The following is a 24,921-nucleotide window of genomic DNA, read 5'->3' on the forward strand; positions in this document are numbered from 1 at the left end:
TATGAAACGACTGGTTTGTGGTGTGATGATACTGGTGAGCCTCGTGCTCACCGGTTGTGGTTTTCATATGCGGGGCAGTATGGATGAAAAATTACTGCCATCGCAGCTGAAAGCGATCCATGTGGAAGGTGATGACCGCAGCGATATCTATCGCCTGGTCACCACACGTCTGCGTCATTCCGGTGTAAAGCTGGTTGACAGCAGCGACGAGGTTCCGGTGCTGAATCTGGGTAATATCAGTGTCAGTAACAGTGCTGCCTCGCTGGATAACCGCAGCCAGGTCGTGGAATATGTGATGCTGTTTAATACCGATTACAGCATCACCCTGCCGCATAAACCACTGCAGAAATTCAGTGCCCGCTTCAGCCGGGTGTTCCTGAACAAATCCTCACAGGCGCTGGCCTCTTCCCGCGAACAGGCACAACTGCGCAATGAGATGGAAGTTCAGACCGCAGATCTGATCCTGATCCAGCTCAGCCGTGTCGTCTTCTGATGCGGGTCTTCAGCGAACAATTAGCTGAACAGTTACAAGCAGGCCTTCGTGCCTGCTATCTTATTTTTGGCGACGAACCATTACAGAAAATGGAAGCGTTGCAGCAAATCCGTCATGTCGCCCGGGAACAGGGTTTTACCGATGTTTACCGCTTCAGCGCCAGCGAAGAACCGCTGCCATGGGATCATATTCATGCCTGCAGTCAAAGTCTGAGTCTGTTTTCCAGCCGGCAAATTATTGAGATCGAGCTGGGTGACAAACTGCCAAAAGAGTGGGCAGAACGGATCAGCGAATTACAGCAGCAACTGCACCCGGATCTGCTGCTGATTATTCTTGGCCCGCGACTGAACAGCAGTCAGAGCAAAAGCGGCTGGTTCACGACACTGGATAAACAAGGGATTTATATCCCGGTCGCCTTGCCGGATGCCCGCTATTTCCCGCGCTGGATGAAACTGCGCAGCCAGCAGAATGGCTTACGTATCGACAATGATGGCATTACCTTTCTGTGTCATGCCTTCGAAGGTAACTTGCTGGCAGCCGCCCAAGAGCTGGAAAAACTCGCGCTGCTGGCACTCCCCCAGCCACTGACCGTGGCGGTATTGCAGCACAACATCACCCGGCACAATGTCTTTGACCCCTTCAAATGGCTGGATACCTTGCTGGAAGGTAAGAGTCAGCGCGCCCTGCGCATGCTGGCACAGCTGCGGGATGAAGGGGTTGAACCCGGTATGCTGACCTGGGCGCTGGCCAAAGATCTGGAGCTGCTCTGGTCATTACGCCTGGCACAGGATGCCCGCCAACCACTCACCTCGTTACTGCAGGCGGCCAAAATATGGCCAAGCCGGCAAACGCTGGTACAGCAGGCCATGCAACGCCTGCCGGCGGACCAGTTACGCGACATGTTACGGATGATGAGCGAACTGGATCGCAGTAACCGCACCTTCGACAGTGCCACAGCCTGGCAATGGCTGCAGACCCTTTCACTGGCATTTCGCGGCAGCACTTCATTACGTTTTACCTTACCGGTACAACTCTGAAAAAGCGAATGCTGATCCCGCACAGCTGCATGCTATAATCGCGCGCTCATTAACCGGAGGAACATCTTCTTGCAAGGTAAACAACTACAAGACTTCGTCGTAGACAAGCTCGACGACATGAAAGCCAGCGATATTATGGTGCTGGACGTACACGGCATTTCGGACATTACCGACTGCATGATCATCTGTACCGGTAACTCTAACCGCCATGTACGCTCAATCGCTGAAAACCTTGCCGAAGAAATTCGTCATGCCGGCATGATGCCGTTTGGTGTGGATAACAACAGTGACGGCGAATGGGTAATGGTCGATTTGGGTGAAGTGATGGTGCATGTCATGCAAAACGATGCACGCCATCTCTATCAGCTGGAAAAACTGTGGAACCGTAATAGCAAGGCTGCCTGATCGATGAAGATCCAGCTTATTGCCGTTGGCACCAAAATGCCTGACTGGGTAACCACCGGCTTTAATGAATACCAGCGACGTTTCCCGAAGGATATGCCGCTGGAGCTGCTCGAAATTCCTGCCGGTAAACGCGGGAAGAACGCGGATATTGCCCGGATACTGGAAAAAGAGGGTGAACAGGCACTGGCCGCAGTAGGTAAATCAAGCCGCATTGTGACACTCGATCTGCCCGGAAAAAACTGGACCACGCCACAGCTGGCACAGCAACTGGAAAGCTGGAAACAGGATGGCCGTGATGTCGCTTTGTTAATCGGTGGCCCGGAAGGTCTGTCGCCGGCCTGTAAAGCCGCAGCGGAACAGAGCTGGTGTTTATCCGCGCTCACCATGCCGCATCCGCTGGTTCGTATTGTGGTCGCAGAAAGCCTCTATCGTGCATGGAGTCTGACCACCAACCATCCTTATCATCGCGAATAACTCATGACCCGGATTGCCTTTAAGAACAAAGCGCAGGAAAGTGCACTGTTTGCACGACGGGTATGGTTTTCTGTATTCGTCATTGCGCTGATGATCTCGATGCTGCTTGGCAACCTCTATTATTTACAGGTAGAGCAGTATCAGAATTATCAGACCCGTTCCAACAGCAACCGGATCAAAGTGATCCCCAGTGCTCCGCCGCGCGGTTTGATCTTCGATCGCAACGGCGTATTACTGGCGGAGAACCAGCCGGAGTTCAGTCTGGAACTGATCCCGGAACAAACGACCAATCTGAAACAGACCGTGCAGGAACTGACCGATCTGCTGGGACTGGATCCTGAGAATATCCCGCGGATCCTGGCTGAAGCGCGGCATAACCGGAAATTTAATCCGGTCACCGTGGCAGAACAGCTTAACGAAGAGCAGGTCGCGATCTTCTCTGTCAATCAGTACCGTTTTCCCGGCAGCAGCATTGAAGCCTACCTGAAACGGCACTATCCGTATGCCGATGTACTGACACATGCCCTGGGTTATGTTGCCCGGATCAATACCAAAGATCTGCAACGGCTGGATAAAGACGGCAAATTGCCCAACTATGCCGCGACCCACGATATCGGTAAGCAAGGTGTCGAAAAATACTATGAAGATCAATTACATGGTCAGGCAGGTTATCAGGAAGTCGAGGTCAATAATAAAGGCCGGGTGTTACGTACGCTGAAATTCCAGCCACCGCAGGCCGGACAGGATCTCTACCTCGGTATTGATATCAAGCTGCAGAAACGCGCTTACGAACTCATGCAGGGCCGCAAGGGCGGTATCGTCATGATGGATCCGCGTGACGGTTCGATACTGGCGTTTGTCTCCGCCCCCAGCTACGACCCGAATATCTTCGTCCGTGGTGTCACGGGCAAAGAGTATGCCGCATTACTGAAAGATCCGGACCGTCCGTTGATCAACCGGATTTCACAGGGCGGCTATGCGCCCGCTTCAACCGTTAAGCCTCTGCTGGCCATTATGGGCCTGAATGAAGGCGCGATTACCCCTTATTATCGCTACTTCGGTGGCGCGACGTTCCAGATCCCGGGGACCGCACGCAAGTTCCGTGACTGGCGCCGTGGCGGACATGGCTGGCTGGACGTATACCGCGCGATTGAAGTCTCTGCGGATACCTATTTCTACGATCTGGCGTACCGCGTGGGGATCGACAAGATCAATGAATACATGACCCGCTTTGGTTTCGGCAATTATTCCGGTCTGGATGTTTTTGAAGAAAGCACCGGCATCATGCCATCCCGGGAATGGAAGCAGAAGCGGCACCGCCAACCCTGGTTCCAGGGTGATACGATTTCCGTGGGCATCGGTCAGGGTTACTGGACCTCAACCCTGATCCAGCTGGCGCGGGCACACAGTATTCTGACACAGCATGGCCGGATCATTACGCCGCATATTGGTATGGCGTTTGGCAATGGCGACAAACAACAGCGGATCATCCCCGCCGAACAGGAACCGATTCAGGTAAAAGATGACAGTTACTGGGGTGTCGCACTGGAAGGGATGTATCTGGTTAATAACGGACCGGAAGGCTCCGGTCGTCATGCCTTTGCCGGTACACCGTATAAAGCAGCCGGTAAATCAGGCACGGCACAGGTCGTGGGGATGAAAGAAAACCAGCGTTATGATGCCAAAAAACTGAAAGCAGAACACCGGGATAACGCATTGTTCGTCAGTTTTGCACCGTATGATAACCCCACCGTGGTTTGTGCCATTATTCTGGAAAATGCCGGTGGTGGTGGCAAAAATGCAGCACCGATTGCCCGCGCCATGATGGACGCTTACCTGCTTGGCAAATATGACGATGGCATCAAAGATGATGAGGCGACGGCACATTGAACGAAGAAAATAATAAATATCAGCTGTGGCAGAAGATCCATGTCGATCTGCCATTGCTGTTTGCCATCATCGCCCTAATTGCCTTCAGTATGGTGGTGCTTTATTCCGCCTCCGGTCAGCATCCGGATATGCTGTTCAATAAGCTGGTACATACCGCACTGGCATTCACCGTCATGCTGGTAATGGCGCAGTTTTCACCGGCATTCTATGCCCGCTGGGCCCCGCCGGCATTTCTGGCCTGTATCGTTTTATTGCTCTGCGTGATGATCTTCGGTCATGTCGGCAAAGGTGCTCAGCGCTGGCTGGATCTCGGCTTCATCAAGTTTCAGCCGTCTGAATTTCTGAAAATCGTGATGCCGATGACCGTTGCTGCCTACATGGATCGGCATCCGCTGCCGCCACGGCTGGCACATGTCAGCATTGCACTGGCGCTGGTGCTGATCCCGACATTACTGATCGCGGAACAGCCGGATCTCGGTACCGCGATCCTGGTGGCGGTATCCGGCATCTTTGTCATTTTTCTGGGCGGGATTAACTGGTGGCTGATCATCAGCGCCGGCGTGTTGCTGTGCGCCTTTATGCCGGTGATGTGGTTTTTCCTGATGCATGATTATCAGCGCCAGCGGGTACTGACCTTCCTGAATCCGGAAAGCGACCCGCTGGGTACCGGTTACCATATTATTCAATCCAAGATTGCGATTGGTTCCGGCGGTCTGTTTGGTAAAGGCTGGCTGAATGGTACGCAGTCGCAGCTCGATTTTTTACCGGAACGGCATACTGACTTTATCTTTGCCGTCATCGGCGAAGAGTTTGGCCTGATGGGCTTTATCGTGCTGATGGTGCTGTATCTGCTGATCCTGTACCGCTGCCTGCATATCAGTCTGCAGGCGCAGAATTGTTTCGACCGTTTGCTCGGCGGTGCGTTGTCCCTGACCTTTTTCTTTTATGTCTTTATCAATATCGGGATGGTCAGTGGCATCCTGCCGGTGGTGGGTGTTCCCCTGCCACTGGTCAGTTATGGCGGAACCGCTATGATAACGCTGTGTGCCGGTTTTGGTATTCTGATGTCGATCCATACCCATCGCCGACTTTTAGCCTGAGCAGGAATAATATGAAACGTTTACTCGCACTGGGACTTTCTCTCTTTATGGCTGCGGACGCCGCGGCAGCAACATTACGTCCGCAGGATCTTGCCCGGATGCAGGAACTCAGCCAGCAGACCGGCGTACCGATGTCACAGATTTCCCGCGCCACCGGACTGGCGGATTTTCGTCAAGCCGTGCTGGATGCGTATAAACGTCCGGCAGAAAGCAAACCCTGGTATGAATACGAAGCGCTGTTTCTGACAGAAAAACGGATCCGGCAAGGGGTTGATTTCTGGCGTACCCACGCGGCGGATCTGGCCCGTGCCGAGCGAACCTTCAACGTGCCGGCCAGTGTGATTGTGGCCATCATCGGTGTGGAAACCTTCTACGGCGGCAATATGGGCAAACATCCGGTGCTTGATTCGCTGTATACGCTGGCGTTCTATCATCCAACGCGCACCGAGTTTTTCAGCAAGGAATTCGTCAACTATATCCGGCTGGGCAATCAGCAGGGCTGGGATCTGAAAGCCCGGCAGGGTTCCTATGCCGGTGCCATGGGAATGGGTCAGTTTATGCCGTCCAGTTACCTCACCTATGCCGTTGATTTTGATGGTGATGGTCATAAAGACCTGTTCAGCAACCCGACCGATGCCATTGGCAGTGTGGCCAACTATTTCCATAAACACGGCTGGAAAATGGGTGATGCGGTGGTGGAAGCAGCTCAGCTGACCCGGCCAACCGCAGCCGGTAAAGTTCAGGATCGGGTCGAACTGAAACAGCGCTGGCAGGAACTGCAGAATGCCGGTGTCCGGGTGAAGACGCCACTGCAAGCAGATACACCGGTCACATTACTGCAATATGCACAACCGGACTATTCTGAATACTGGGTCGCGCGTCAGAATTTTTATGTCATTACCCGCTATAATAAAAGTCCGCTGTATGCCATGGCGGTTCATAACCTGAGTCAGCAGATCGCGAAACAATACTATGGTCGTTAAACCGTATAACTTTGTTGCTTGTTTTCTCTCGTTACTCTTGCTGGCTGCCTGCAGCAGTCAGCAACCATCCACACCCTCCACGCCGGTTAAACCGAAAAAACCACTGATCGATGTCAATGGAGCCGTTCCCCGTTTCGAACCGCCCAGCCGGATTGGCAACAAAGACTATGAAGTGTTCGGTCAGCCCTACAAGGTGTGGAATGGTATTCAGCAATACTCCACCGAAGGCACCGCCTCGTGGTATGGCCCGGGATTTCATGGTAAATACACCTCGAATGGCGAGCTGTATAATCAGGAAGATATCTCCGCCGCACACAAGAATTTACCGTTACCCAGTTATCTGCGGGTCACCAATCTGGAAAATGGCCGCCGGCTGATTGTCCGGGTGAATGATCGGGGGCCGTTCCATGGTGATCGTATTCTCGATCTGTCACACGGTGCCGCCTCCCGCCTGGGGATCATCGGTTCCGGTACTGCCCGGGTGAATGTTGAACTGATCCATCCGCCCCGGCCGGCCAACGCCGACCAACTGATTGCGCAGCATCAATCCCGCACGATCCAGCTGCTGGCAACCAACAATTTAAAGCAAGCCAGACAGGTGGCTTCCGATGTCGAGCACCGCTATGGCGTTCCGCCCCGTCTGGTTACCGTCAACAACATGTATAAATTACATGTGGGGCCATTGGAAAAACCGCAGGCAGAACAACTATTATCTAAGCTAAAGGGATCCGGTTTCGGCGGGGCTTTTTTTCTTAACTGATCCGATACCAACTCACAGGGATGAGCATGCGTTTTTCAGTCACAACAACCGTACTTTACCGTTGCAGCCGCGTTCTGCTGCTGGCCGCGCTGTTCTCCGCCTGCACGTCACAGGAAGTGAGCTATCGGATGCGGCCGACCAAAATGACGGTGCGGACTGACATTGGCAGTTATTCCGGCTTTCAGTTCAAAGAGTATGCCGGGCCCATCGTGAACGATGAAGAATATGCACGGATGACTCCCCGCCAGCGCCGGAAAATGGGGTTGCTGTCCCCGGTGTATGAAGCCCCCAGTCAGCGAGGCAATAACGGTTATGAAATCGATGGCAAATACTATCCTATCTGGAAGGATATTAAGGAATACACCGCTGAAGGACTGGCTTCCTGGTATGGTCCCGGCTTTCATGGCCGTCTGACTGCCAATGGTGAAGTGTATGATCAATATGCAATTTCTGCCGCACACCAGAGCCTGCCGCTACCCAGTTTTATTCATGTCACCAATCTGGACAATGGCCGCACGCTGGTCGTCCGGGTCAATGATCGCGGTCCGTTTGTCGGCGATCGTTTGCTGGATCTCTCGTATGGTGCCGCTGCCCGTCTGGGCATCGTGGAAGATGGTGTCGTCCGGGTAAAAATAGAATTAATCAATGCCGCCTCCCCGCTGCTGCTTTCCTCCCGCAACTGAAGCCGCTAACATAAAAAGCCCTCATTTCTGTTTTTTGTAGTCAGTTTTGAGTGCCTCCTCCGGTCGGGTTTTGTTATAGTGACCGCGATTTCAAACTGGCTAGGTCTGATCACCCGGATCAGACCACCTCCGGATAGATAAGGATCATGAAGTTGAAACTGGCGAAACTTGTTCTGTTGACAGCCGCATTCGGTATCAGTGCTGCCACCTTCGCAGAAACTGCAACCCCAACCCCGACACCAAACCCGATGCCAACGCCTGATCCGAAACCGATGCCGGCACCGGCACCAGTGGCTCTGCCAAGCCCGCCGCAGATTTCGGCAAAAGCACATCTGCTGATGGACTATAACAGTGGCCAGATCCTGGTTGGCGAAAATACCGAAGAACGTCTGCCACCTGCCAGCCTGACCAAAATGATGACCTCGTATGTCATTGGTCAGGAGCTGAAGTCCGGACGTATCAAGCCAACGGATATGGTGACCATCAGCCAGAATGCCTGGGCCAAAAACTACGGTGATTCATCCAAAATGTTTATCGAAGTCGGTAAACAGGTCAGTGTTGATAACCTGAACAAAGGCATCATCATTCAGTCCGGTAACGATGCCTGTATCGCGATGGCCGAACATATTGCCGGCTCGGAAGATTCATTTGCCAGCCTGATGAACCAGTGGGCGGCAAAGCTGGGCATGAGCAATTCCCACTTTGTGAATGCGCATGGTCTGCATAACGTGGATCACTACTCCACCGCACATGACATGGCACGTATGGGTCAGGCACTGATCCGCGATTTGCCAAATGAATATGCCATCTATTCACAGAAAGATTTCACCTTCAATGGTATCACCCAGCACAACCGTAACCGTCTGCTGTGGGATAAAACACTGGTCGTTGATGGCATCAAAACCGGTCACGTCAGTGAAGTCGGCTATAACCTGGTAGCTTCAGCCACCGGCCCGGAAGGCATGCGTCTGATTTCCGTGATCATCGGCTCGAACAGCGAACAGCAACGTGCGGAAGAAAGCAAGAAACTGCTGACCTATGGTTTCCGTTTCTACCAGAACATCCAGCCGTACAAACAGGGTGCGGAACTGGCTACCCAACGCATCTGGATGGGCGACAAGAGCGAGATCCGTCTCGGTACTGACCGTGACATCAATCTGTTGGCACCACGTGGTTCAGCCGCGAAAATGAAAGCTGATTTCCAGCTGACCCGTGATCTGCATGCTCCGATCCAGAAGGGTGAAACCGTAGGGACCATTTTCCTGCGCATCGATGGTAAAGATGTGGCACAGTATCCGCTGGTAGCACTGGATACCGTGGAAGAAGGCGGCATTTTCAGTCGTCTGTGGGATTATCTGGTCTTGCTGTTCCAGCAGCTGATCGGCTGACAGGTACTGTAACCAGTTCCCCTGAAGGCCCGCTGAGACGGGCCTTCTTCGTTTTAATTCACAAGCTTGAGGTATGAATATGGGCTTGAATACCAAATTTGATGAGTTGCTGGATTTTCCCTGCCAATTCCCGTTTAAAGTTCTGGGCGTAGCCGATGAAACGCTGGCCGATCAGGTGGTTGCCGTATTACAGCAACATGCACCGGGTGACTATCTGCCCAGCATCAAACCCAGCAGTAAGGGTAACTACCTGTCCGTAACCGTCACGGTCACTGCACAGAGCAAAGAACACCTGGAAACCATGTACTCCGCACTGGGCGCGATCGAACTGGTCCGGGTTGTGCTATAACACTACAAAAGTTGTGCTTTTATACGACACAAGTCGCTGGTATTTGCCAGCGACCTCATTATAATTAAGCAAAATTGCAACAAAGCGGAAACAATTTTGCAGCATTCCTCTCTGATTGTCCGGCGGTTAGGGTTACAGCCCTACGAAACAATCTGGCATGCCATGCAGGCCTTCACCAATCAGCGGACACCTGATACCGCGGATGAGATCTGGCTGGTCGAACATCCCCCGGTTTATACCCAGGGGCAAGCCGGCAAGCCCGAACATCTGTTGCATAACACTTCTATTCCGGTTGTACAAAGCGATCGTGGCGGACAAGTCACCTATCATGGCCCCGGCCAGCTGGTGTTTTATCCGTTGCTGGATGTCCGCCGTCTGGGTGTCGGGGTGCGTGAACTGATCACTACACTGGAACAATCTGTTATCCGTTTGTTAGCAAATTATGATATTGAAGCCGTTGCCCGTGCCGATGCGCCGGGGGTGTATGTTAATAACGCCAAAATAGCGTCTTTAGGTTTACGAATCCGCCATGGTCGTTCCTTTCACGGTCTGGCACTCAACGTGGCGATGGATTTAACGCCATTTCAGCACATTAACCCGTGCGGCTATGCCGGTCTGGCAATGACGCAGTGCAGTAGTCTGGGTGGCCCCGCCAACGTGGCCGAAGCAGCAGAGGGCTTGTTGCACGCTTTTACCCAGCAGTTAGGGATCACTCAGTGGCAGGACGGCGATGCCGTTATTTATGCCCCCGCTTGCGAGGAAACTCATGACTAAACCAATTACTGTTCAACCCGGCGTGCAATTGCGCGATGCTGATAAAATGGCACTGATCCCGGTAAAATTTCTGCCGGAACAGGAAGGGGAACAGCTGAAAAAGCCTGACTGGATGCGCATTCGTCTGCCAAAAACAGACGAGAAGATCCAGAACGTCAAAAACATCATGCGGAAGAACAATCTGCATTCGGTGTGTGAAGAAGCCTCCTGCCCTAACCTGTCAGAATGCTTTAACCACGGCACCGCGACCTTCATGATCCTGGGTGCGATTTGTACCCGGCACTGCCCGTTCTGCGATGTGGCCCACGGCAAACCGCTGGCGCCGGATGCAGATGAACCGAAAAAACTGGCGAATACCATTCGCGAAATGGCACTGAAATATGTGGTAATCACTTCCGTGGATCGTGACGATCTGCGCGATGGTGGTGCTCAGCATTTCGCTGATTGTATTCGGGAGATCCGCCTCGCTTCACCGAATACCCGCATTGAAACGCTGACCCCGGATTTCCGTGGCCGGATGGACAAGGCGCTGGATGTCTTCCGTGAGACACCACCGGATGTGTTTAACCATAATCTGGAAACTGCCCCGCGACTGTACAGCATGGCGCGCCCGGGCGCTGACTATGCCTGGTCACTGAAGTTACTGCAGAAGATGAAAGAGCTGCACCCAGATCTGCCGACCAAATCCGGTCTGATGATGGGGTTGGGGGAAACTAACGACGAGATCGTACAGGTGCTGAAAGATCTGCGGGCCCACGGTGTAACCATGCTGACACTGGGCCAGTATCTGCAGCCGAGCCGCCACCATCTGCCGGTAAAACGGTATGTGCCGCCACAGGAATTTGATGAGCTGAAAGCGATCGCGCTGGATCTCGGATTCACGCATGCCGCCTGCGGCCCGTTTGTCCGTTCGTCTTATCACGCCGACCTGCAGGCGCAGGGCCAAGAGGTCAAATAACCTTCCGGGTCAGTATCTTCATATGGATACTGACCTGCTTATCCGACCCGTGTATTTCCTACTTCAATCCAGTATCATATCGGTGTTCCACTTTCGATTTGCAGGAATATCCCGGTTTTGCTGACTCGCTTTATTCAATTCGTCACGACAATCTTTACGCCGCGTCTGCGCCGGATCATCCGCCGGACGGTCATAACACTGTCAGTGACCCTGTTTCTTCTGCTGTGGCTCGCCAATCAGGTGATCAGCCATGAGCGGCAATATACCTACGATAATGTGGAAAAGGTCCCCTACAATAAAGTTGCCGTGGTGCTGGGCACCTCCAAGTATCTGATCAGCGGTGGCCTGAATCAGTATTTTCAGAACCGGATTGATGCCACGGCAGATCTCTGGTTCAGCGGCAAAATCAGTCAAATCATCGTTTCCGGCGATAACGCCCACATGAGCTACAACGAGCCGCGGGAAATGCGCCGTGAACTGCTGAAACGCGGCATTCCGGCACGGGCCATCTACAGTGACTACGCCGGTTTCCGGACGCTGGATTCGATCCTGCGGGCGCATGGCGTGTTTGGCCAGACCCGTTTTACCGTCGTCTCGCAGCGTTTCCAGAATGAACGGGCCATCTATCTTGCCCGCCACCATAAACTGGATGTGATCGGATTTAATGCCCGCGATGTGGATGCCTATACCGGTTTTAAAACCCGGACCAGAGAAATTTTTGCCCGCTTGTGGTGCCTGTTTGATGTGTATATCTGGGAACGTGAGCCCCGCTTCATGGGTGAACAAATTGAAGTGGAATAAATACGGAAAAAAGGGTATTGATACTCGCCGTTCTAATGATGCATTTTGAGTATATGTAATGTCACAACCCACACTTGATCATGCCTGGTTACAAATCGCGGTCGGTCTCTCCACTTCCATGCCCGGCGAATTGCAATTTCAGCGTCTGGTTCAGGCCATCTGTGACGTTCTGCCCTGCGATGCGGTTGCGCTGATGCAGCTGAATGAAGGCGAGCTGGTGCCTGTTGCCGCCATGGGACTGGCGCCGGAACTCATTGGTCAGCGTTTTCTGCCGGCAGAACATCCGCGCTTGCAGGCGATCCTGCAGGAACGGGAGCCGGTGCGTTTTCCGGCCGATGCCGAACTCCCCGACCCGTTTGACGGCTGGCTGGCAGTCGACCGCGAACGCACGGCAGATGTGCACTCCTGCATGGGTTGCAGTCTGTATGTGGATCGGCAACTGGTTGGCGTTCTGACGCTTGATGCTCTGGCACCGGGGCGGTTTGACGATGTGGATGATATGACGGTGGCCGCGTTTGCCGCACTGGCCGCCGCCACGTTACGCAATGTAGCCCTGATCCGGGCACTGGAACATGGCCGGGCACAGCAACAGGAACTGGCACAGGAGCTGGTCCGCGATGCCCGTCGCCGCGAAGGCGAACTGATCGGCAACAGCCCGCTGATGCGGAAGCTGCGCGAAGAGATCGATATGGTGGCCAGCACCGATCTGGCGGTGCTGATCACCGGTGAAACCGGCACCGGCAAAGAGCTGGTCGCACGGACACTGCATGCCCGCTCCCGCCGCAGCGAACAGGCGCTGGTGCATGTGAACTGTGCCGCGCTGCCGGAACAGATCGCAGAAAGTGAACTGTTCGGTCATGTGAAAGGTGCATTTACCGGAGCCACCAGCAACCGGGCCGGTAAATTTGAACTGGCCGATGGCGGCACGCTGTTTCTGGATGAGATTGGTGAATTACCGTTAAGCCTGCAGGCCAAACTGCTGCGCGCCCTGCAACAGGGCGAGATCCAGCGGGTCGGCTCGGATAAATTGCTGCGCGTGAATGTCCGTCTGATTGCCGCCACTAACCGTGATTTAGAGCAGGAAGTGGCCGATGGCCGTTTCCGCAGCGATCTCTACCACCGGCTGAAAGTCTACCCGATCGCGGTTCCCCCGCTGCGTGAACATATCGCGGATCTGGATACCCTCAGCAGTTATTTTCTCGATCAGGCCAGAACCCGTCTGGGTTTACGTCAGATCGGTCTGCACCCGCAGGCATTGCTGGCCATGCAGGCGTATGACTGGCCGGGCAACGTCCGCGAACTGGAGCATCTGCTGATGCGGGCCAGTCTGAAAGCGACCCGACACAAAGAAGGTCGCCCGCTGATTCTGGCGGAACATCTGGATCTGCCGGTACCGGTGCAGCAGCTAACCGAATCAGTTGCAGCAGAAGAGAGCAGTACCCCGGTTATCGCCCTGTCGGCAGAGCAAGGCTTACGTGACGCGGTGGACAGCTACCAGAAGGAGTTGATCCTGCAGAGTCTGGAAGCCAATCAGGGGAACTGGTCAGCCACCGCCCGCCAGCTTAAAACTGACCGGGCCAATCTTAACCGGCTGGCACAAAGGCTCGGAATAAAGTGTGTTTAATCAGTCTTTTACTATTAAACACTGTGCAATGTCAGATGAAAAAGGCACACTGTAACGCAAGTCCGGGGGCAACGTTGCCGGCACGCATTACGCAAAAACATGCCAAATGTAATATTTTTATAACAGTCCAGCGGTATGTTAATCATCTGAATGGAGTTCGCCGTTGCTGTCGCTAAAAAATATCAAGCTTTCCACTCGTACCGCACTGCTGTTCGGCAGTGGCCTTCTGATGATCCTCGGTATGAGCATTTTGCTGACCCGGTTCTTTTTCCTGCATGAAATTAACGCTCTGGAACTGAAAGCGACCATTGCGGCTAATCGTCAGGCACAGCAGACGATCCAGATCAAACTGGATGACATGGCGCGACGCTCCGGTGACTGGGCGTTCTGGGATGAAACGTTTGAACTGCTCACACTCGGTGATGCGGATTATTACGAGCGCAACCTCAATGCGGACTCATTAAAGATCAATGACGTTGATTTAATGGTGTTTTTATCCCGGAACGGGGATTACGTGGAAGGCGCACAGCTTAATGCCACTGCGGACAGATCCGATCCGCTCAGTCCGGCATTGCTGACTGAATTGCTGTCCGCACAGGGGATGGGCCCCTCGTTGCAACAACTGCTGAAGACGCCCCAGCCAGTGCTTAAATCGGTGGCTGGTATTATCTCTTTACGCGGCAACCCGATGCTGACGACCTTAACGCCGGTCACCGCCGGTAACATGAGCTCGGATGTCGGTGGCTGGATGATTTGGGCCAAAAGCATCCATCACTTTTTCCCGCAACGCTATGAAACAGTGCTGCAGCATGACACTCAGTTGCTCAGCATTATGCCGGGGGCGTTACCGCAGACGATTGCGGATGCCTTATTCCGGCAAAAGCTGAGTTACGCAGAACAGCTTTCCGATGAACAGATCACCGTGTTCAGTATTCTGCCGGACCTCCACCAGCAACCGGCCGCTATCCTCAAAATTACCGCTCCCAGAGAATATTATCAGAGCAGCAAAAGCGCGTTACTCCTGCTGGCCATCTTCTGCCTGCTGGGTGGCATCCTGATCAGTCTGTTGTTTTTCCGGGAATTGCGCCGGAGTCTGGGCACGCGGCTGCATATTCTGGAAGAGGGTCTGAAACGCCTGGCGCAAAATGATTACACGCAGCCATTGCGCCAGGACGATGCGCAGGATGAGATTTCCATGATCAGCCGGGTCGTGAATAACTTGCTGACAACCAAACTGGAAACCCATGACGCGCTGGAAGAAGTTGAGAACAAACTGCAGGCCGTCTATGAAAATGCCCGCCAGCCCATGCTCATCACACATGAAAAACGGGTGTTAAGTGCCAATCAGGCGGCGGCAACCATGCTGGGCAATGACAGCATGGGGGATCTGATTGGCCGTCATCTGGATAATCTGCTGTACACGGCCGGGACTCCCTCGGCTGACTGTGCGCGGTTTTATCAGCAGATCGCAGCAAAAGAATATAACTTTGAGTGGAATATTGCCGGTCATTCCGGCCGGCTGGTGCCCTGCGAACTGCATATCACGCCGATTGATCATCAGGGTCGGCAGGCGCTGCTGATTTCGATGAACGATATCTCTGAGCGCCGCCTGCAGGAGACTAAAATCCGTCAGCTGGTGTTCAACGACAGTCTGACCGGGTTGTCGAACCGGTATGCGCTGATCCAGCGCATGCAGCCGGTACTGAAACAGCTGACTGACAACCACCGCTTCGCGCTGCTGTACATCAACCTGACCCGTTTCCGCGCCATTAATGACACCTTTGGCCATGAGATCGGCGACGGGGTGATCAAGACCATCGCGTTACGTCTGGAACAGGAATATGCCGCATCCGGCCCGGCAACACTGGCCCGCATTGGCGGTGATGAATTTGTGATCTTCATTCCGCAGATCGCCACCGTCTATCAGCCGGTGCGGCTGAGCCACAAGATCCAGCACCGCTTGCTGCAACCACTGATTATTGATGGCGTGTCACTGGAAATCTCTACGACCATCAGCGTGATCATCGGTGGCAAAGAGTACAAAACGGTCGAGGATGTATTACGCTGCGCCGATTTTGCGATGAGCAAAGCCAGCAAAAAACAGAGTAAGCGTATTCAGGTGTTCAGCCACCGGATGTATCAGGAAGCACTGGAAACGCTCGCCATCCAGCGCGATCTGCCATCTGCGATCCGTAACGGACAGATCAAGCCGGTCTTCCAGCCCATAGTCTGCTGCGACAGTGGCGAGATCGTCGGTTTTGAGGCGCTGGCCCGCTGGCAGCATAAGGAACGGGGGGCGATCTCTCCGTGCCGTTTTATCCCGATGGCAGAAGAAAGCAACCTGATTGTGGAACTCGGCGAACAGGTACTGACACAGGCCTGCCAGTTTATTCAGCACCTGAACCAGATGCGCAGTGACCAGCAAAAGCCGGCCCTCTCGGTGCATGTTAACTTTTCTGCGCACCATTTCTCGAGCACCGCACTGCTGGATAATCTGGTCAGCACACTGGAAAAAACCAAACTGAGCCCGGAACAGCTGGTGATTGAGATTACCGAAAGCATGCTGATTGAACGTCCGGCCGAATCCGTCAAACGGATGGAGCAGATCAAACAACTGGGCGTTAATCTGGCACTGGATGATTTTGGTACCGGCTATTCGGCGCTGAACACGCTGTGTCAGTATCCGCTGGATGTGGTGAAGCTCGATCGCAGCTTTGTGCTGCGGCTGATGGATGGTCAGCAGGGTGAAGCACTGGTGCGCGCCATCATCAATATGGCGAAAGACCTGAACCTGCCGATGGTGGCAGAAGGTGTGGAAACGTACGAACAGATGCTGAAAATCAAAGCGCTGGGCGTCAGTGAGATCCAGGGCTTTTATTATTACCGCCCGATGCCGGCTGAAGAAGTGTTTGCGCTGTTTGAGAAAAACGCAGCGGATAAAACCAGTTTGATGTGAATAGATTCACGACAAACAAGCCCTTTCTTTATCTTATGATAAGTGTTGCCATGGATACCCTGATTCGTATTTGCTTAAAACATCCGCATGTATTTCAGGAACTGCTGGCTGAGAAAAACGTAAAAGCACACTTTCAGGAGTCGAAACTGGCTTCATAGAACTCAGTCCTGAATTTGAAAACAAAAACCCCGCTTTCGCGGGGTTTCGTTTTTATGCCGGAGCGGGATGGCTTATTTCGCGGCCACTACGTACTTCTGATACGCTTCGCGCAGGCGGATGAGGTGCGACTCCACGTAGACCGGGTTCAGGCGGTCGCGGTTGAAGTAGACCTGATCGACGTTGTGCGTCAGTGCCGGGGTGATGCCGATGCCGCTGGTGAGGCGGTTGTGATCCTTGCCGACCAGCGATTCGATGCCGTAGGCAAACTGCTCGGTGCCGCGGATCTGGCCGAAGCGGATCGGTTTCATATCCTGACGCAGCGTCAGCGGGATGGCGAACTCGATGCCGGCGATCTGCTCGCGGGTGTCGCGCAGGAACAGGCGGATCTCGGTGTCGCCAAACCAGTGTTTCGATACCAGTTTGTAACCTTTATCGCCTTCCCAGAACTCACCCACCGTCAGCTCACCGGCCCAGTCCCAGTCTGCCTTGTAATAGCGGTAAGAACCGAGGATCGGCGTGGCAGTATGATCGCGCTCATCATTGGTAAAGCGGGCGGTTTCCAGTTTAACGCGATGAACGCCCTGCGCGGATTCCCAGCGGGTTTCGTTCTGCACACCTTCGTAATCCGACATGATGCGGCCAGCGGAGAACTTGGTGAACAGATCCACCGGCAGACGGAACGCCTGATGCACCAGCACGCGGTCGAACTCGCTTTCGTAACGGCTGTTCGCCCAGAGCGCGCCATCCTCATAGTCATCGCTTTCCGACAGCGGCGCAAAATGGCGGGTATCGAACATCGCGCCCTGCCACAGCGGCAGTTGCAGGTTACTGCTCAGCGCCAGCGAATAGTCCACCACACCGTATTCGGTCGCGATATTGGAGCGGATCGCCGGGGCCACCACCAGACGCGGGCGGAATGAGGCATTATTGGTTTCCGGCGGCGCTTTCAGCTTCGCCAGCTGCTTCGTCAGATCACGGGTGGAAACGTCGAAGAAGGTCGTCCGGTTGTCACAGTTGCCTGTCTGCTGCAGATAAGCCAGCGCACAGCTACGGGTTGTGCTCACCGAGAGCACCGGCAGTTTCTGATTGAGCAGGATCAGCTGCAGATCGCGGGTCTGTTCCGGCGCATAGTCCGCCATCAGGCCCAGCGCAACGCCCAGAGCATCCAGCTCGTTCCAGTTGTAGCGGTTGTTCTCCAGTGCCACCACCAGCTGATTATCAATGACAGCGGCCTGAATGCTTTCAAAGCCGGCCTGCTGTAACTGTGCCACCAGCGGCTGCGTGTCAGCAATCACGGGTTTAGTCACTGCCGATGCCGTCTGCTCAAAATTGGCTGATACCGGTGCCGGTGTCACCGTGGCGGGTGCGGAAACGGCTGTAGCAGAAGATGCGGTTGTCGCCTGCTGACTCACGCTGGCAATCCGCTGATTTACCTCGGCGATTTCTTCCGGCGTAACCCGGTTTGACTGCACGGCGGCGGCGCTGTGTTTGCTGCCCAGCCACATCGGCACTTTCACCCCGACGCCGAACCAGTAATCACGTTCCGCGCGGTCTTCCTGCTGATAAGCCTGCACCGAGGTGTACGCCTGCCAGCCGTTCGGTGACCACTGCTGCGGGGTAAACAGCTTGGCACCGAGATTCACCGAATTAGCGTCGTATTCTGCCAGCAACTGCAGCCAGCCGAACGGCTGCCATTCCACCCCGCCGAACGGACCATCCAGCTGCCCCAGCGGACTCTCCGAGGTGCCGGCCCCGGCCGTGAAACGCAACTGCTGCCACTGCTTACTGATCACACCGTAATAGGCCCGGAAATTATTCGCCGCCCCACCCATATCACGGGCGCCGATAGCCACGTCAAACCACTCTTTCGGAATAAACGGCAGCTGATATTTGGCAGATGCCGACAGATCACGGATACCGCAGTTTTCGGTAAAACAGTGGCTGTCATGCTCCTGTGTGGCGATGCGCCCCGTCACTTCCAGCCCCGGAAACAGACCGGCGGTCGCCATGTAGTTATAGCCATCGATGTAACCGGAATTACGCTCGATAGCATTGGAAAAATCAAACTGTGCCAGGCCATAGTCGGCCACCTGCGCGTTCGGGGTTTTAAGCAGGCCGGTATACGGCTCCTGTGCCAGACTGTGCTGAAAATCCTCAGCCATGACAGGCAGGCAGCCTAATAACAGCGCGGTACCCCAGCTGATCTGCTGTAAACGCAAAATCGTCTCTCCGTAAGCGAAAAAAGGCAGCCGAAGCTGCCTTATGAAAACATGAAAACAATGCATGAAACCCGGGAGGGTTAGCTGCCGGTACCGCCGCCAACAGAAGAATCGGTTGCACCGGTCGCCTGCGGTTTATCTTCCACAACAGTGGTCACACTGCCATCAGCCGCGACTTCAACGGTGATGATCACCGAAGATAAATCAGTACCGCTGTTTTCCAGCTCGGCGATCTCCGCTTCTACTGCATCATTGATTTTCAGCAGCTTGGCAATCAGGGTCTGCGTTGTCGATGTATCAGCTACATCAGCGGCAAATTCATCCGCGGTTTGCGGCAGTGATGCCAGCAGTGCTGTCGCTTTCAGTGCGGCTTTCTGTGCTTCTTCTTTCAGCTCCGTATCCGCAGCCTGCGCAGCAATAAAGTCACCGGTAACAAGCGATGGAGCAATGCCGAACTGTAGCGCCACTTCGGCAATCGCCGCATCCAGATCGCCTGAACTTTCCATCAGCAGCGCGACCATAGTGGTGAATGGGCTGGCAATCAGGTCAGTTTTGTCCTGACCGGCCGGGCTCACCAGATACAGCTCACCGGCGGCATAGGTTTCACCGGTATCCATATCGGTGGTGGAACCATCCGGATTGGCCGTGATCACCACAGAGCAATCTTTGCTGTCGATACCATTGGTATCCAGCTGTACTTCACCGTTTTCATCGGTAACACCGGTGAAGGTCTGAGTACCACAAGTCGCGGTCACAATGGCGTTGTTCAGATAACCATCTACCGCGGTCACTTTAAAATCATAAGATGAATCGGAAGATGAAGATGATGACGAACCGCCGCCGCCACATGCAACCAGACCCAGAGACAAGCTCACTGCAACCACTAACTGTTTTAATTTCATGGAATATCCCTCATTTTTTATGCGGCGGTCAGAACAACCACCAACGCTTACCTGCGATGATAATTAACAGCATCTTAACACTAAAAAGGCATAACCAAATGGCTATGCCTTGAATTTTATACCCGATTTTTTAACTAATCTTTACCAAACAAATCGCGGGTAAAGATTTTTTCCGCTACATCACTCAGTTCCGGCACCATCCGGTTGGAAATAATCACATCGGACATCGCCTTGAACTCGTTCAGATCGCGGATGACGCGGGATTTGAAGAACTCGTCTTCTTTCAGCACCGGCTCATACACCACTACTTCAATGCCCTTGGCCTTGATGCGTTTCATTACGCCCTGCACGGCGGAGGCGCGGAAGTTATCCGAGCCGGCTTTCATGATCAGACGATAAACACCCACCACTTTCGGCTTACGCTTGATGATGGCATCGGCAATGAAATCTTTCCGCGTGGTGTTGGAATCCACAATCGCGCGGATCAGGGTGTTCGGCACCTGATTGTAGTTCGCCAGCAGCTGCTTGGTGTCTTTCGGCAGGCAATAACCGCCGTAACCAAAGGAAGGGTTGTTGTAATGCGTGCCGATGCGTGGATCGAGCCCTACCCCTTCGATGATCTGCTTGCTGTCGAGGCCCAGACTCTGCGCGTAAGTATCCAGCTCGTTGAAATAGGCTACCCGCATCGCCAGATAGGTATTGGCGAACAGCTTGATGGCTTCGGCTTCGGTGGAATCGGTAAATAATACCGGGATATCCAGCTTGATCGCCCCTTCCAGCAGCAGTTTGGCAAAGGTTTCGGCCCGTTCGGAACGTTCACCAACAATAATGCGGGAAGGATGCAGGTTATCGTACAGCGCGCGGCCTTCGCGTAAAAACTCCGGTGAGAACAGAATGTTATCGCAACCGAACTGCTGTTTGACGCGCGCGGTAAAGCCAACCGGCACCGTGGATTTAACCACCATCACCGCCTGCGGATTGATCGCCAGCACATCACGGATCACCGACTCCACCGACGAAGTGTTGAAATAGTTGGTTTCCGGATCGTAGTCAGTCGGCGTGGCGATAATGACAAACTGCGCGCCCTGATAGGCATCGTGTTTATCCAGCGTCGCGCGCAGGTTGAGTTTTTTGTTTTTCAGATAATCTTCGATTTCAGTATCAACAATCGGCGACACGCGATCATTGAGCTGACGCACCTTTTCCGGCACCACATCCAGCGCCACCACTTCATGGTGCTGCGCCATCAGAATGGCATTGGACAAACCGACATAACCGGTCCCGGCAACGGCAATTTTCATTGTTATAGTCCTTATTCAAATACGGTAGTTTATATCTGTGCTCTGCATCAGACGTGCAGCGATGAGCAGGATCATAGCAGAATCAGGAGAGTGAACGGCGGCGCGTAGTGCCATCCGACTGAAAATTTTGTTAAGTTCGCTTTTGACCTTATCGATCATTACATCAGTTTTAATAATCGTTCGCTTCGCCAAACCCTGATGACTTGTACTTCATCAGTTTTCAGCAGATAAACAATGCGGTAGGGCGGATGAAATTATTCGTAATGCGTCCACATACGCATAACTTTCACCGTTTTTTCAACTTCAAAAACTTCATAAACCAATCGGTGCTGAATATTGATGCGTCTTGAAAGCGCCCCCTGTAAATCGCCAACCGGTTTTTCATAGGGCGGGGGATTCTGATAAGGGTTATTTTCGAGCACTTTAAGTAATGCTTGGGCTTTCTCTTTTAAACCCGCTGCGGCCAGTTTTTTGGCATCTTTTTGAGCTTGTTTTGTATAAACCAGTTGCCAGCTCACCAATCCAGCTCCCTGGAACAGGAATCAATAGATTCGTTCATGCCTTCTTTGATGGATTCACGCATGCCAGGGACGGACAGAAGATAAAGTGTTTCCTGAATTGACTCCCAGTCATCGGCGGAAATCAAAATGGCACTGGCTCGCTTGCCGGAAATAGCAATAGGCTGATGAGATTCGGCTGTCTGATCGATAAGACGATAGAGATTCGTTCTGGCTTCAGTCGCAGTTAAAGTTTTCATAATATGACCTCCGTAATGCAGAGGGTAATCGTACGTAATGTCGTACACTTTGCAAGTGGATTTATGCACCGCTTTTAAGCAGGTTAACTTTTAATTAGCTGCCTATTGCTTGCTTAAAATAAACCGTCGGAAATCTTTTTCTTCTCGCATGACGAATAAGATAAACACCTGTGATTCATCTTGTTTGTAAAATACGCGACAAGGGCTAACAACTACTTCGCGATAGCTCAAGTGCGGTAGTTCAGGGGGGATGCGCCCTGAATCAGGGAAAAGTTCGAGACGTTCAACTTTAGCAAAAACAGTTTCGACTAACTGTTCGGCTGCAACAACATTTTCTATGGCAATATATTCAGCGATATCATTTAAGTCTTGTAGTGCAGATTCAGTCCAGATTATTTGAGCCATTTTGACATTTTGCCCCTGGCTTCATTGTGAGTAAGCGTTCTACCTTCAGAAAGTGAGCGTTCGCCTCTGGCGATCCCCTCAAGAATAGCCAGGCGATTCTGCATATATTCATAATCTTGCACATCAATGAGATAAGCAGATGGTTTGCCATGCTCAGTGATCAAAATGGGTTCTTTAGACTCGTGTAGATCAGCAAGGATCTTCGTGGCCTGTCGTTTCAATGAAGTTACTAATTCAACTTTCATGTGGCTACTCCTGTCACAATACAAAAGTGATACTATTCTATCACTCGGAGGGTTGCAACAAATCAGCAGCTAACTTCGTTTTATGCGGCGGCACATAGTGCCATTGAGGTCCACATCTCCGACATGAAAATTTTGTTATGAGCTGAACAGTTGGCCGATGGTTTTCATGGAAAGATACATGCGTTTTCTGCCGTTATTTTCACACAGCAATTCAAAACCATATTTGCAGTAAAACTGTGCAGCTTTCTCATTTAAGCAATCAACAACTACCGCATAGGCTCGTAGATAGCCATTAACCTGCCACAAGTATTCGAGCGCTTTGATGAGCGCAATTTTACCTAAACCACTGCCCTGATAACGTTCGTGCACAGCCAGTTGTGCCAGTAAAAATACAGGGATCGGATAACGTGGTAATTTTTTAGCCAACATCTCGGGTAATGATTCACGACGAATGGAACTTGGCGCAATAGTATAAAAAGCACAAATCGGATTTTTGTTGTCAGGTAACGCCGTTGTTGCGGGTAACACCATGGTTCTGCTGATACCCGCATGCATATGCTTCGCGGCAAATTTTTGAATGAGCTCATTTAATTCGGTTTCGCCACAATCAAAAGAGTCTCTGTCGTGAGTCGATTTATCGAGTTCAACAAATTGATCAGACCAGTTCACTTGATCCCTTGCTCCCGAGTAAAGGAGAGGGCATTTTTCAATGCGGCATTAGGCTCTTTAGCTGTTTCACATGCAGCCATGAATTGATCAAAAATGTCATCATTAACTGTAATGCTTTCGTGTTCGGAAATGACTTTACTGGCGTTTTCATCCATAAGGCGAACAACATATTCAGTTAAGCTTTTAAGACCAAGCAAAGCAGATGCTTTTTCGGCCTTAGCTTTGACTTCTTCATCAATGCGTAAATCTAATCGGGCAGTAGCCATAAATACCTCGGTTGTACGGAAAGACTCCGTACAGAGTATAGGCTAAATAATCATCATTCACAATGTACGGAGAGCATACGTACAAAAAGCTCATAACTTCGTTTTATGCGGCGGCACATAGTGCCATCCGACATGAAAATTTTGTTAAACGATTTTCTCGTAAGTGACGACGTGAGTGAGGTTACTGTATGGAAAATCATCACTAAGACCTCTATAATGACCTGATAAAAGACTGCTTAAGAGGTTTTATCATGACAGCCAGAATTCTTGCTGATGTTGCAGCTAGCATAACCGAACTCAAGGCAAATCCAATGAAAGTGGTTGGTAGTGGTTATGGCGAACCCGTTGCCGTATTAAATAGAAACGAACCCGCATTCTACTGTGTACCCGCTGAAGCTTATGAACTCTTGATGGATCGTCTTGAAGATCTGGAGTTGTTGGCAATAGCCAGAGAGCGTCAGGATGAGCCGAGTATCGCGGTAGACATCAATGACCTATAAATTAGAATTTAAAAAATCAGCCCAAAAAGAGTGGAGCAAGCTAGGTTCAACTGTTCGGGAGCAGTTGAAAAAGAAACTGCTTGAGCGGTTGGAAAATCCGCATGTACCAGCAGCTAAGCTATCAGGAGCTGAAAATCTCTATAAAATCAAATTGCGCCAGTCAGGTTATCGGTTGGTGTATCAAGTCGAAGACGGCATTATTACAGTTATTGTGCTATCGGTCGGAAAACGCGAAAGAAGCGAAGTTTATAAAGCCGCGATACACCGAATTGACCAATAGATTTTGCGATTTATCCGCAGGCAACTACCAAGCTGAAATCAGCTGACTTCAAGCAGGATCGCCTCAGCTCCCCTACTCCGTTACTGCCTTAACAACGATAATATCTCTTCGGTTTTCCGGGTCATTAGTGCGGTGGCAGCGTGGGATTCCACATTCAAGCCGTCACCGCTCTGATACTCGCGGCAATCTGCTCAGCCATTGCGGCAGACTGCTTCTGCCCGGAGTTATTTTCCGGCAGTAACTGGTTGTATTGTTGATCTTTCATGCTTTCTTATTGCACCTTTTATTTCGTCACCAACAGATGACCAGTCATCATAGAGAGATTCAGCGTCATCAACCGGTATATATGCTTTTTTAACTGTTGTAGAAAACACATGAACAGTTGGCGATAAATCAAGGATAGACCCAGCGGCAATCAGATATTTTTTGGTACGGCTATTCATAACTCACCTTGCTGTTTGTATTTGAGTCGCAAGTTACTTTGTTTTCAGATTGTCTTTGGTGGTTGGAAATGTGCCATGTTTAGTGCCGGTTTCTTTAGCT

Annotated in this window: 28 protein-coding genes; 18 read left to right on the plus strand and 10 right to left on the minus strand. The window is 52.3% G+C overall.

All coding sequences use genetic code 11. From position 1 onward, the window contains the following. The first annotated feature begins 1 nt into the window (after window position 1). From TOLA_RS14475 to TOLA_RS14550, 16 genes are all read left to right on the plus strand, one after another. A complete protein-coding gene (locus TOLA_RS14475) occupies window positions 2–493 on the plus strand; it encodes an LPS-assembly lipoprotein LptE (protein WP_015879866.1) in 492 nt (163 codons plus the stop codon). Further along, entirely contained in the window at window positions 493–1,530 is a 1,038-nt protein-coding gene (gene holA / locus TOLA_RS14480) for a DNA polymerase III subunit delta (protein WP_015879867.1), read from the plus strand. The genes TOLA_RS14475 and holA overlap by 1 nt, the downstream gene beginning before the upstream one ends. A 69-nt stretch (window positions 1,531–1,599) precedes the next feature. Next, window positions 1,600–1,935: a ribosome silencing factor gene (rsfS, locus tag TOLA_RS14485; protein ID WP_015879868.1), complete on the plus strand. Its 336-nt coding sequence runs from the start codon at window positions 1,600–1,602 to the stop codon at window positions 1,933–1,935. Between the two features lie 3 nt (window positions 1,936–1,938). Continuing rightward, the gene (gene rlmH, locus TOLA_RS14490) at window positions 1,939–2,409 is read left to right on the plus strand and encodes a 23S rRNA (pseudouridine(1915)-N(3))-methyltransferase RlmH (protein ID WP_015879869.1); all 471 of its coding nucleotides are present in this window, start codon (window positions 1,939–1,941) and stop codon (window positions 2,407–2,409) included. A gap of 3 nt (window positions 2,410–2,412) precedes the next feature. Further along, window positions 2,413–4,299: a penicillin-binding protein 2 gene (gene mrdA / locus TOLA_RS14495; protein ID WP_015879870.1), complete on the plus strand. Its 1,887-nt coding sequence runs from the start codon at window positions 2,413–2,415 to the stop codon at window positions 4,297–4,299. Beyond that, entirely contained in the window at window positions 4,296–5,399 is a 1,104-nt protein-coding gene (rodA, locus tag TOLA_RS14500) for a rod shape-determining protein RodA (RefSeq protein ID WP_015879871.1), read from the plus strand. The genes mrdA and rodA overlap by 4 nt, the downstream gene beginning before the upstream one ends. A gap of 11 nt (window positions 5,400–5,410) precedes the next feature. Next, window positions 5,411–6,382 (plus strand): lytic murein transglycosylase B, encoded by a 972-nt coding sequence (gene mltB, locus TOLA_RS14505; protein WP_015879872.1) that lies wholly within the window; start codon window positions 5,411–5,413, stop codon window positions 6,380–6,382. Continuing rightward, window positions 6,372–7,142, plus strand: coding sequence for a septal ring lytic transglycosylase RlpA family protein (locus tag TOLA_RS14510; RefSeq protein ID WP_015879873.1), 771 nt, complete (start codon window positions 6,372–6,374; stop codon window positions 7,140–7,142). The genes mltB and TOLA_RS14510 overlap by 11 nt, the downstream gene beginning before the upstream one ends. Before the next feature lie 26 nt (window positions 7,143–7,168). Then, entirely contained in the window at window positions 7,169–7,825 is a 657-nt protein-coding gene (locus TOLA_RS16395; protein WP_015879874.1) for a septal ring lytic transglycosylase RlpA family protein, read from the plus strand. 146 nt (window positions 7,826–7,971) lie between these two features. Beyond that, window positions 7,972–9,213 carry a D-alanyl-D-alanine carboxypeptidase family protein gene (locus tag TOLA_RS14520; RefSeq protein ID WP_015879875.1) on the plus strand — a complete coding sequence of 414 codons (1,242 nt, stop codon included), beginning with the start codon at window positions 7,972–7,974 and terminating at the stop codon, window positions 9,211–9,213. An 85-nt stretch (window positions 9,214–9,298) separates the two neighbouring features. Next, on the plus strand, window positions 9,299–9,562 hold the full coding sequence (gene ybeD / locus TOLA_RS14525) for a DUF493 family protein YbeD (RefSeq protein WP_041609937.1): 264 nt from the start codon (window positions 9,299–9,301) through the stop codon (window positions 9,560–9,562). Window positions 9,563–9,658: 96 nt separating this feature from the next. Then, window positions 9,659–10,336: a lipoyl(octanoyl) transferase LipB gene (gene lipB / locus TOLA_RS14530; protein WP_015879877.1), complete on the plus strand. Its 678-nt coding sequence runs from the start codon at window positions 9,659–9,661 to the stop codon at window positions 10,334–10,336. Then, window positions 10,329–11,294 carry a lipoyl synthase gene (lipA, locus tag TOLA_RS14535; protein WP_015879878.1) on the plus strand — a complete coding sequence of 322 codons (966 nt, stop codon included), beginning with the start codon at window positions 10,329–10,331 and terminating at the stop codon, window positions 11,292–11,294. Before lipB ends, lipA begins: the two co-directional genes overlap by 8 nt. A 117-nt stretch (window positions 11,295–11,411) precedes the next feature. Then, the gene (locus TOLA_RS14540) at window positions 11,412–12,095 is read left to right on the plus strand and encodes a SanA/YdcF family protein (RefSeq protein ID WP_015879879.1); all 684 of its coding nucleotides are present in this window, start codon (window positions 11,412–11,414) and stop codon (window positions 12,093–12,095) included. 58 nt (window positions 12,096–12,153) lie between these two features. Beyond that, complete coding sequence (gene norR, locus TOLA_RS14545) at window positions 12,154–13,719, plus strand: nitric oxide reductase transcriptional regulator NorR (RefSeq protein ID WP_015879880.1); 1,566 nt, start codon at window positions 12,154–12,156, stop codon at window positions 13,717–13,719. 163 nt (window positions 13,720–13,882) lie between these two features. After that, window positions 13,883–16,675, plus strand: a complete 2,793-nt coding sequence (locus tag TOLA_RS14550) for a bifunctional diguanylate cyclase/phosphodiesterase (protein ID WP_015879881.1) — start codon at window positions 13,883–13,885, stop codon at window positions 16,673–16,675. A 230-nt stretch (window positions 16,676–16,905) separates the two neighbouring features. Here the strand turns inward: TOLA_RS14550 and TOLA_RS16400 are convergent, their stop codons facing one another. From TOLA_RS16400 to TOLA_RS14600, 9 genes are all read right to left on the minus strand, one after another. Then, the gene (locus tag TOLA_RS16400) at window positions 16,906–19,053 is read right to left on the minus strand and encodes a YjbH domain-containing protein (RefSeq protein ID WP_015879882.1); all 2,148 of its coding nucleotides are present in this window, start codon (window positions 19,051–19,053) and stop codon (window positions 16,906–16,908) included. 80 nt (window positions 19,054–19,133) lie between these two features. Further along, entirely contained in the window at window positions 19,134–19,955 is an 822-nt protein-coding gene (locus tag TOLA_RS14565) for a hypothetical protein (RefSeq protein WP_015879883.1), read from the minus strand. Between the two features lie 134 nt (window positions 19,956–20,089). Further along, window positions 20,090–21,256: a nucleotide sugar dehydrogenase gene (locus tag TOLA_RS14570; protein WP_015879884.1), complete on the minus strand. Its 1,167-nt coding sequence runs from the start codon at window positions 21,254–21,256 to the stop codon at window positions 20,090–20,092. Between the two features lie 254 nt (window positions 21,257–21,510). Beyond that, a complete protein-coding gene (locus TOLA_RS14575; protein ID WP_015879885.1) occupies window positions 21,511–21,774 on the minus strand; it encodes a Txe/YoeB family addiction module toxin in 264 nt (87 codons plus the stop codon). After that, window positions 21,771–22,013, minus strand: coding sequence for a type II toxin-antitoxin system Phd/YefM family antitoxin (locus TOLA_RS14580; protein ID WP_015879886.1), 243 nt, complete (start codon window positions 22,011–22,013; stop codon window positions 21,771–21,773). The genes TOLA_RS14575 and TOLA_RS14580 overlap by 4 nt, the downstream gene beginning before the upstream one ends. Before the next feature lie 102 nt (window positions 22,014–22,115). Beyond that, entirely contained in the window at window positions 22,116–22,418 is a 303-nt protein-coding gene (locus TOLA_RS14585; protein ID WP_015879887.1) for a type II toxin-antitoxin system RelE/ParE family toxin, read from the minus strand. Next, window positions 22,406–22,663, minus strand: a complete 258-nt coding sequence (locus tag TOLA_RS14590) for a type II toxin-antitoxin system Phd/YefM family antitoxin (protein ID WP_015879888.1) — start codon at window positions 22,661–22,663, stop codon at window positions 22,406–22,408. The genes TOLA_RS14585 and TOLA_RS14590 overlap by 13 nt, the downstream gene beginning before the upstream one ends. 135 nt (window positions 22,664–22,798) lie before the next feature. Further along, window positions 22,799–23,332, minus strand: a complete 534-nt coding sequence (locus tag TOLA_RS14595; RefSeq protein WP_015879889.1) for a GNAT family N-acetyltransferase — start codon at window positions 23,330–23,332, stop codon at window positions 22,799–22,801. Continuing rightward, window positions 23,329–23,598, minus strand: coding sequence for a type II toxin-antitoxin system TacA family antitoxin (locus tag TOLA_RS14600; protein ID WP_015879890.1), 270 nt, complete (start codon window positions 23,596–23,598; stop codon window positions 23,329–23,331). The genes TOLA_RS14595 and TOLA_RS14600 overlap by 4 nt, the downstream gene beginning before the upstream one ends. 251 nt (window positions 23,599–23,849) lie before the next feature. Here TOLA_RS14600 and TOLA_RS14605 point away from each other — a divergent pair, with 251 nt between their 5' ends. Beyond that, the gene (locus tag TOLA_RS14605; protein WP_015879891.1) at window positions 23,850–24,098 is read left to right on the plus strand and encodes a type II toxin-antitoxin system Phd/YefM family antitoxin; all 249 of its coding nucleotides are present in this window, start codon (window positions 23,850–23,852) and stop codon (window positions 24,096–24,098) included. After that, the gene (locus TOLA_RS14610; RefSeq protein WP_015879892.1) at window positions 24,088–24,378 is read left to right on the plus strand and encodes a type II toxin-antitoxin system RelE family toxin; all 291 of its coding nucleotides are present in this window, start codon (window positions 24,088–24,090) and stop codon (window positions 24,376–24,378) included. The genes TOLA_RS14605 and TOLA_RS14610 overlap by 11 nt, the downstream gene beginning before the upstream one ends. Before the next feature lie 224 nt (window positions 24,379–24,602). On the opposite strand, the gene TOLA_RS16720 is transcribed toward TOLA_RS14610, so the two are convergent. Continuing rightward, the gene (locus tag TOLA_RS16720; protein ID WP_015879893.1) at window positions 24,603–24,821 is read right to left on the minus strand and encodes a hypothetical protein; all 219 of its coding nucleotides are present in this window, start codon (window positions 24,819–24,821) and stop codon (window positions 24,603–24,605) included. Window positions 24,822–24,921: the final 100 nt, after the last annotated feature.

The organism is Tolumonas auensis DSM 9187 (assembly GCF_000023065.1).
In the GTDB taxonomy this organism is placed as follows: Bacteria; Pseudomonadota; Gammaproteobacteria; order Enterobacterales; family Aeromonadaceae; genus Tolumonas; species Tolumonas auensis.

Excerpts from the sequence above, each read along its gene's own strand:
- TOLA_RS14475 (WP_015879866.1), top strand. The coding sequence starts at position 2 with ATGAAACGACTGGTTTGTGGTGTGATGATACTGGTGAGCCTCGTGCTC.
- holA (WP_015879867.1), top strand. The coding sequence starts at position 493 with ATGCGGGTCTTCAGCGAACAATTAGCTGAACAGTTACAAGCAGGCCTT.
- rlmH (WP_015879869.1), top strand. The coding sequence starts at position 1,939 with ATGAAGATCCAGCTTATTGCCGTTGGCACCAAAATGCCTGACTGGGTA.
- mrdA (WP_015879870.1), top strand. The coding sequence starts at position 2,413 with ATGACCCGGATTGCCTTTAAGAACAAAGCGCAGGAAAGTGCACTGTTT.
- mltB (WP_015879872.1), top strand. The coding sequence starts at position 5,411 with ATGAAACGTTTACTCGCACTGGGACTTTCTCTCTTTATGGCTGCGGAC.
- TOLA_RS14510 (WP_015879873.1), top strand. The coding sequence starts at position 6,372 with ATGGTCGTTAAACCGTATAACTTTGTTGCTTGTTTTCTCTCGTTACTC.
- TOLA_RS16395 (WP_015879874.1), top strand. The coding sequence starts at position 7,169 with ATGCGTTTTTCAGTCACAACAACCGTACTTTACCGTTGCAGCCGCGTT.
- TOLA_RS14520 (WP_015879875.1), top strand. The coding sequence starts at position 7,972 with ATGAAGTTGAAACTGGCGAAACTTGTTCTGTTGACAGCCGCATTCGGT.
- lipA (WP_015879878.1), top strand. The coding sequence starts at position 10,329 with ATGACTAAACCAATTACTGTTCAACCCGGCGTGCAATTGCGCGATGCT.
- norR (WP_015879880.1), top strand. The coding sequence starts at position 12,154 with ATGTCACAACCCACACTTGATCATGCCTGGTTACAAATCGCGGTCGGT.
- TOLA_RS14565 (WP_015879883.1), bottom strand. The coding sequence starts at position 19,955 with ATGAAATTAAAACAGTTAGTGGTTGCAGTGAGCTTGTCTCTGGGTCTG.
- TOLA_RS14570 (WP_015879884.1), bottom strand. The coding sequence starts at position 21,256 with ATGAAAATTGCCGTTGCCGGGACCGGTTATGTCGGTTTGTCCAATGCC.
- TOLA_RS14580 (WP_015879886.1), bottom strand. The coding sequence starts at position 22,013 with ATGAAAACTTTAACTGCGACTGAAGCCAGAACGAATCTCTATCGTCTT.
- TOLA_RS14585 (WP_015879887.1), bottom strand. The coding sequence starts at position 22,418 with ATGGCTCAAATAATCTGGACTGAATCTGCACTACAAGACTTAAATGAT.
- TOLA_RS14590 (WP_015879888.1), bottom strand. The coding sequence starts at position 22,663 with ATGAAAGTTGAATTAGTAACTTCATTGAAACGACAGGCCACGAAGATC.
- TOLA_RS14600 (WP_015879890.1), bottom strand. The coding sequence starts at position 23,598 with ATGGCTACTGCCCGATTAGATTTACGCATTGATGAAGAAGTCAAAGCT.
- TOLA_RS14605 (WP_015879891.1), top strand. The coding sequence starts at position 23,850 with ATGACAGCCAGAATTCTTGCTGATGTTGCAGCTAGCATAACCGAACTC.
- TOLA_RS14610 (WP_015879892.1), top strand. The coding sequence starts at position 24,088 with ATGACCTATAAATTAGAATTTAAAAAATCAGCCCAAAAAGAGTGGAGC.
- TOLA_RS16720 (WP_015879893.1), bottom strand. The coding sequence starts at position 24,821 with ATGAATAGCCGTACCAAAAAATATCTGATTGCCGCTGGGTCTATCCTT.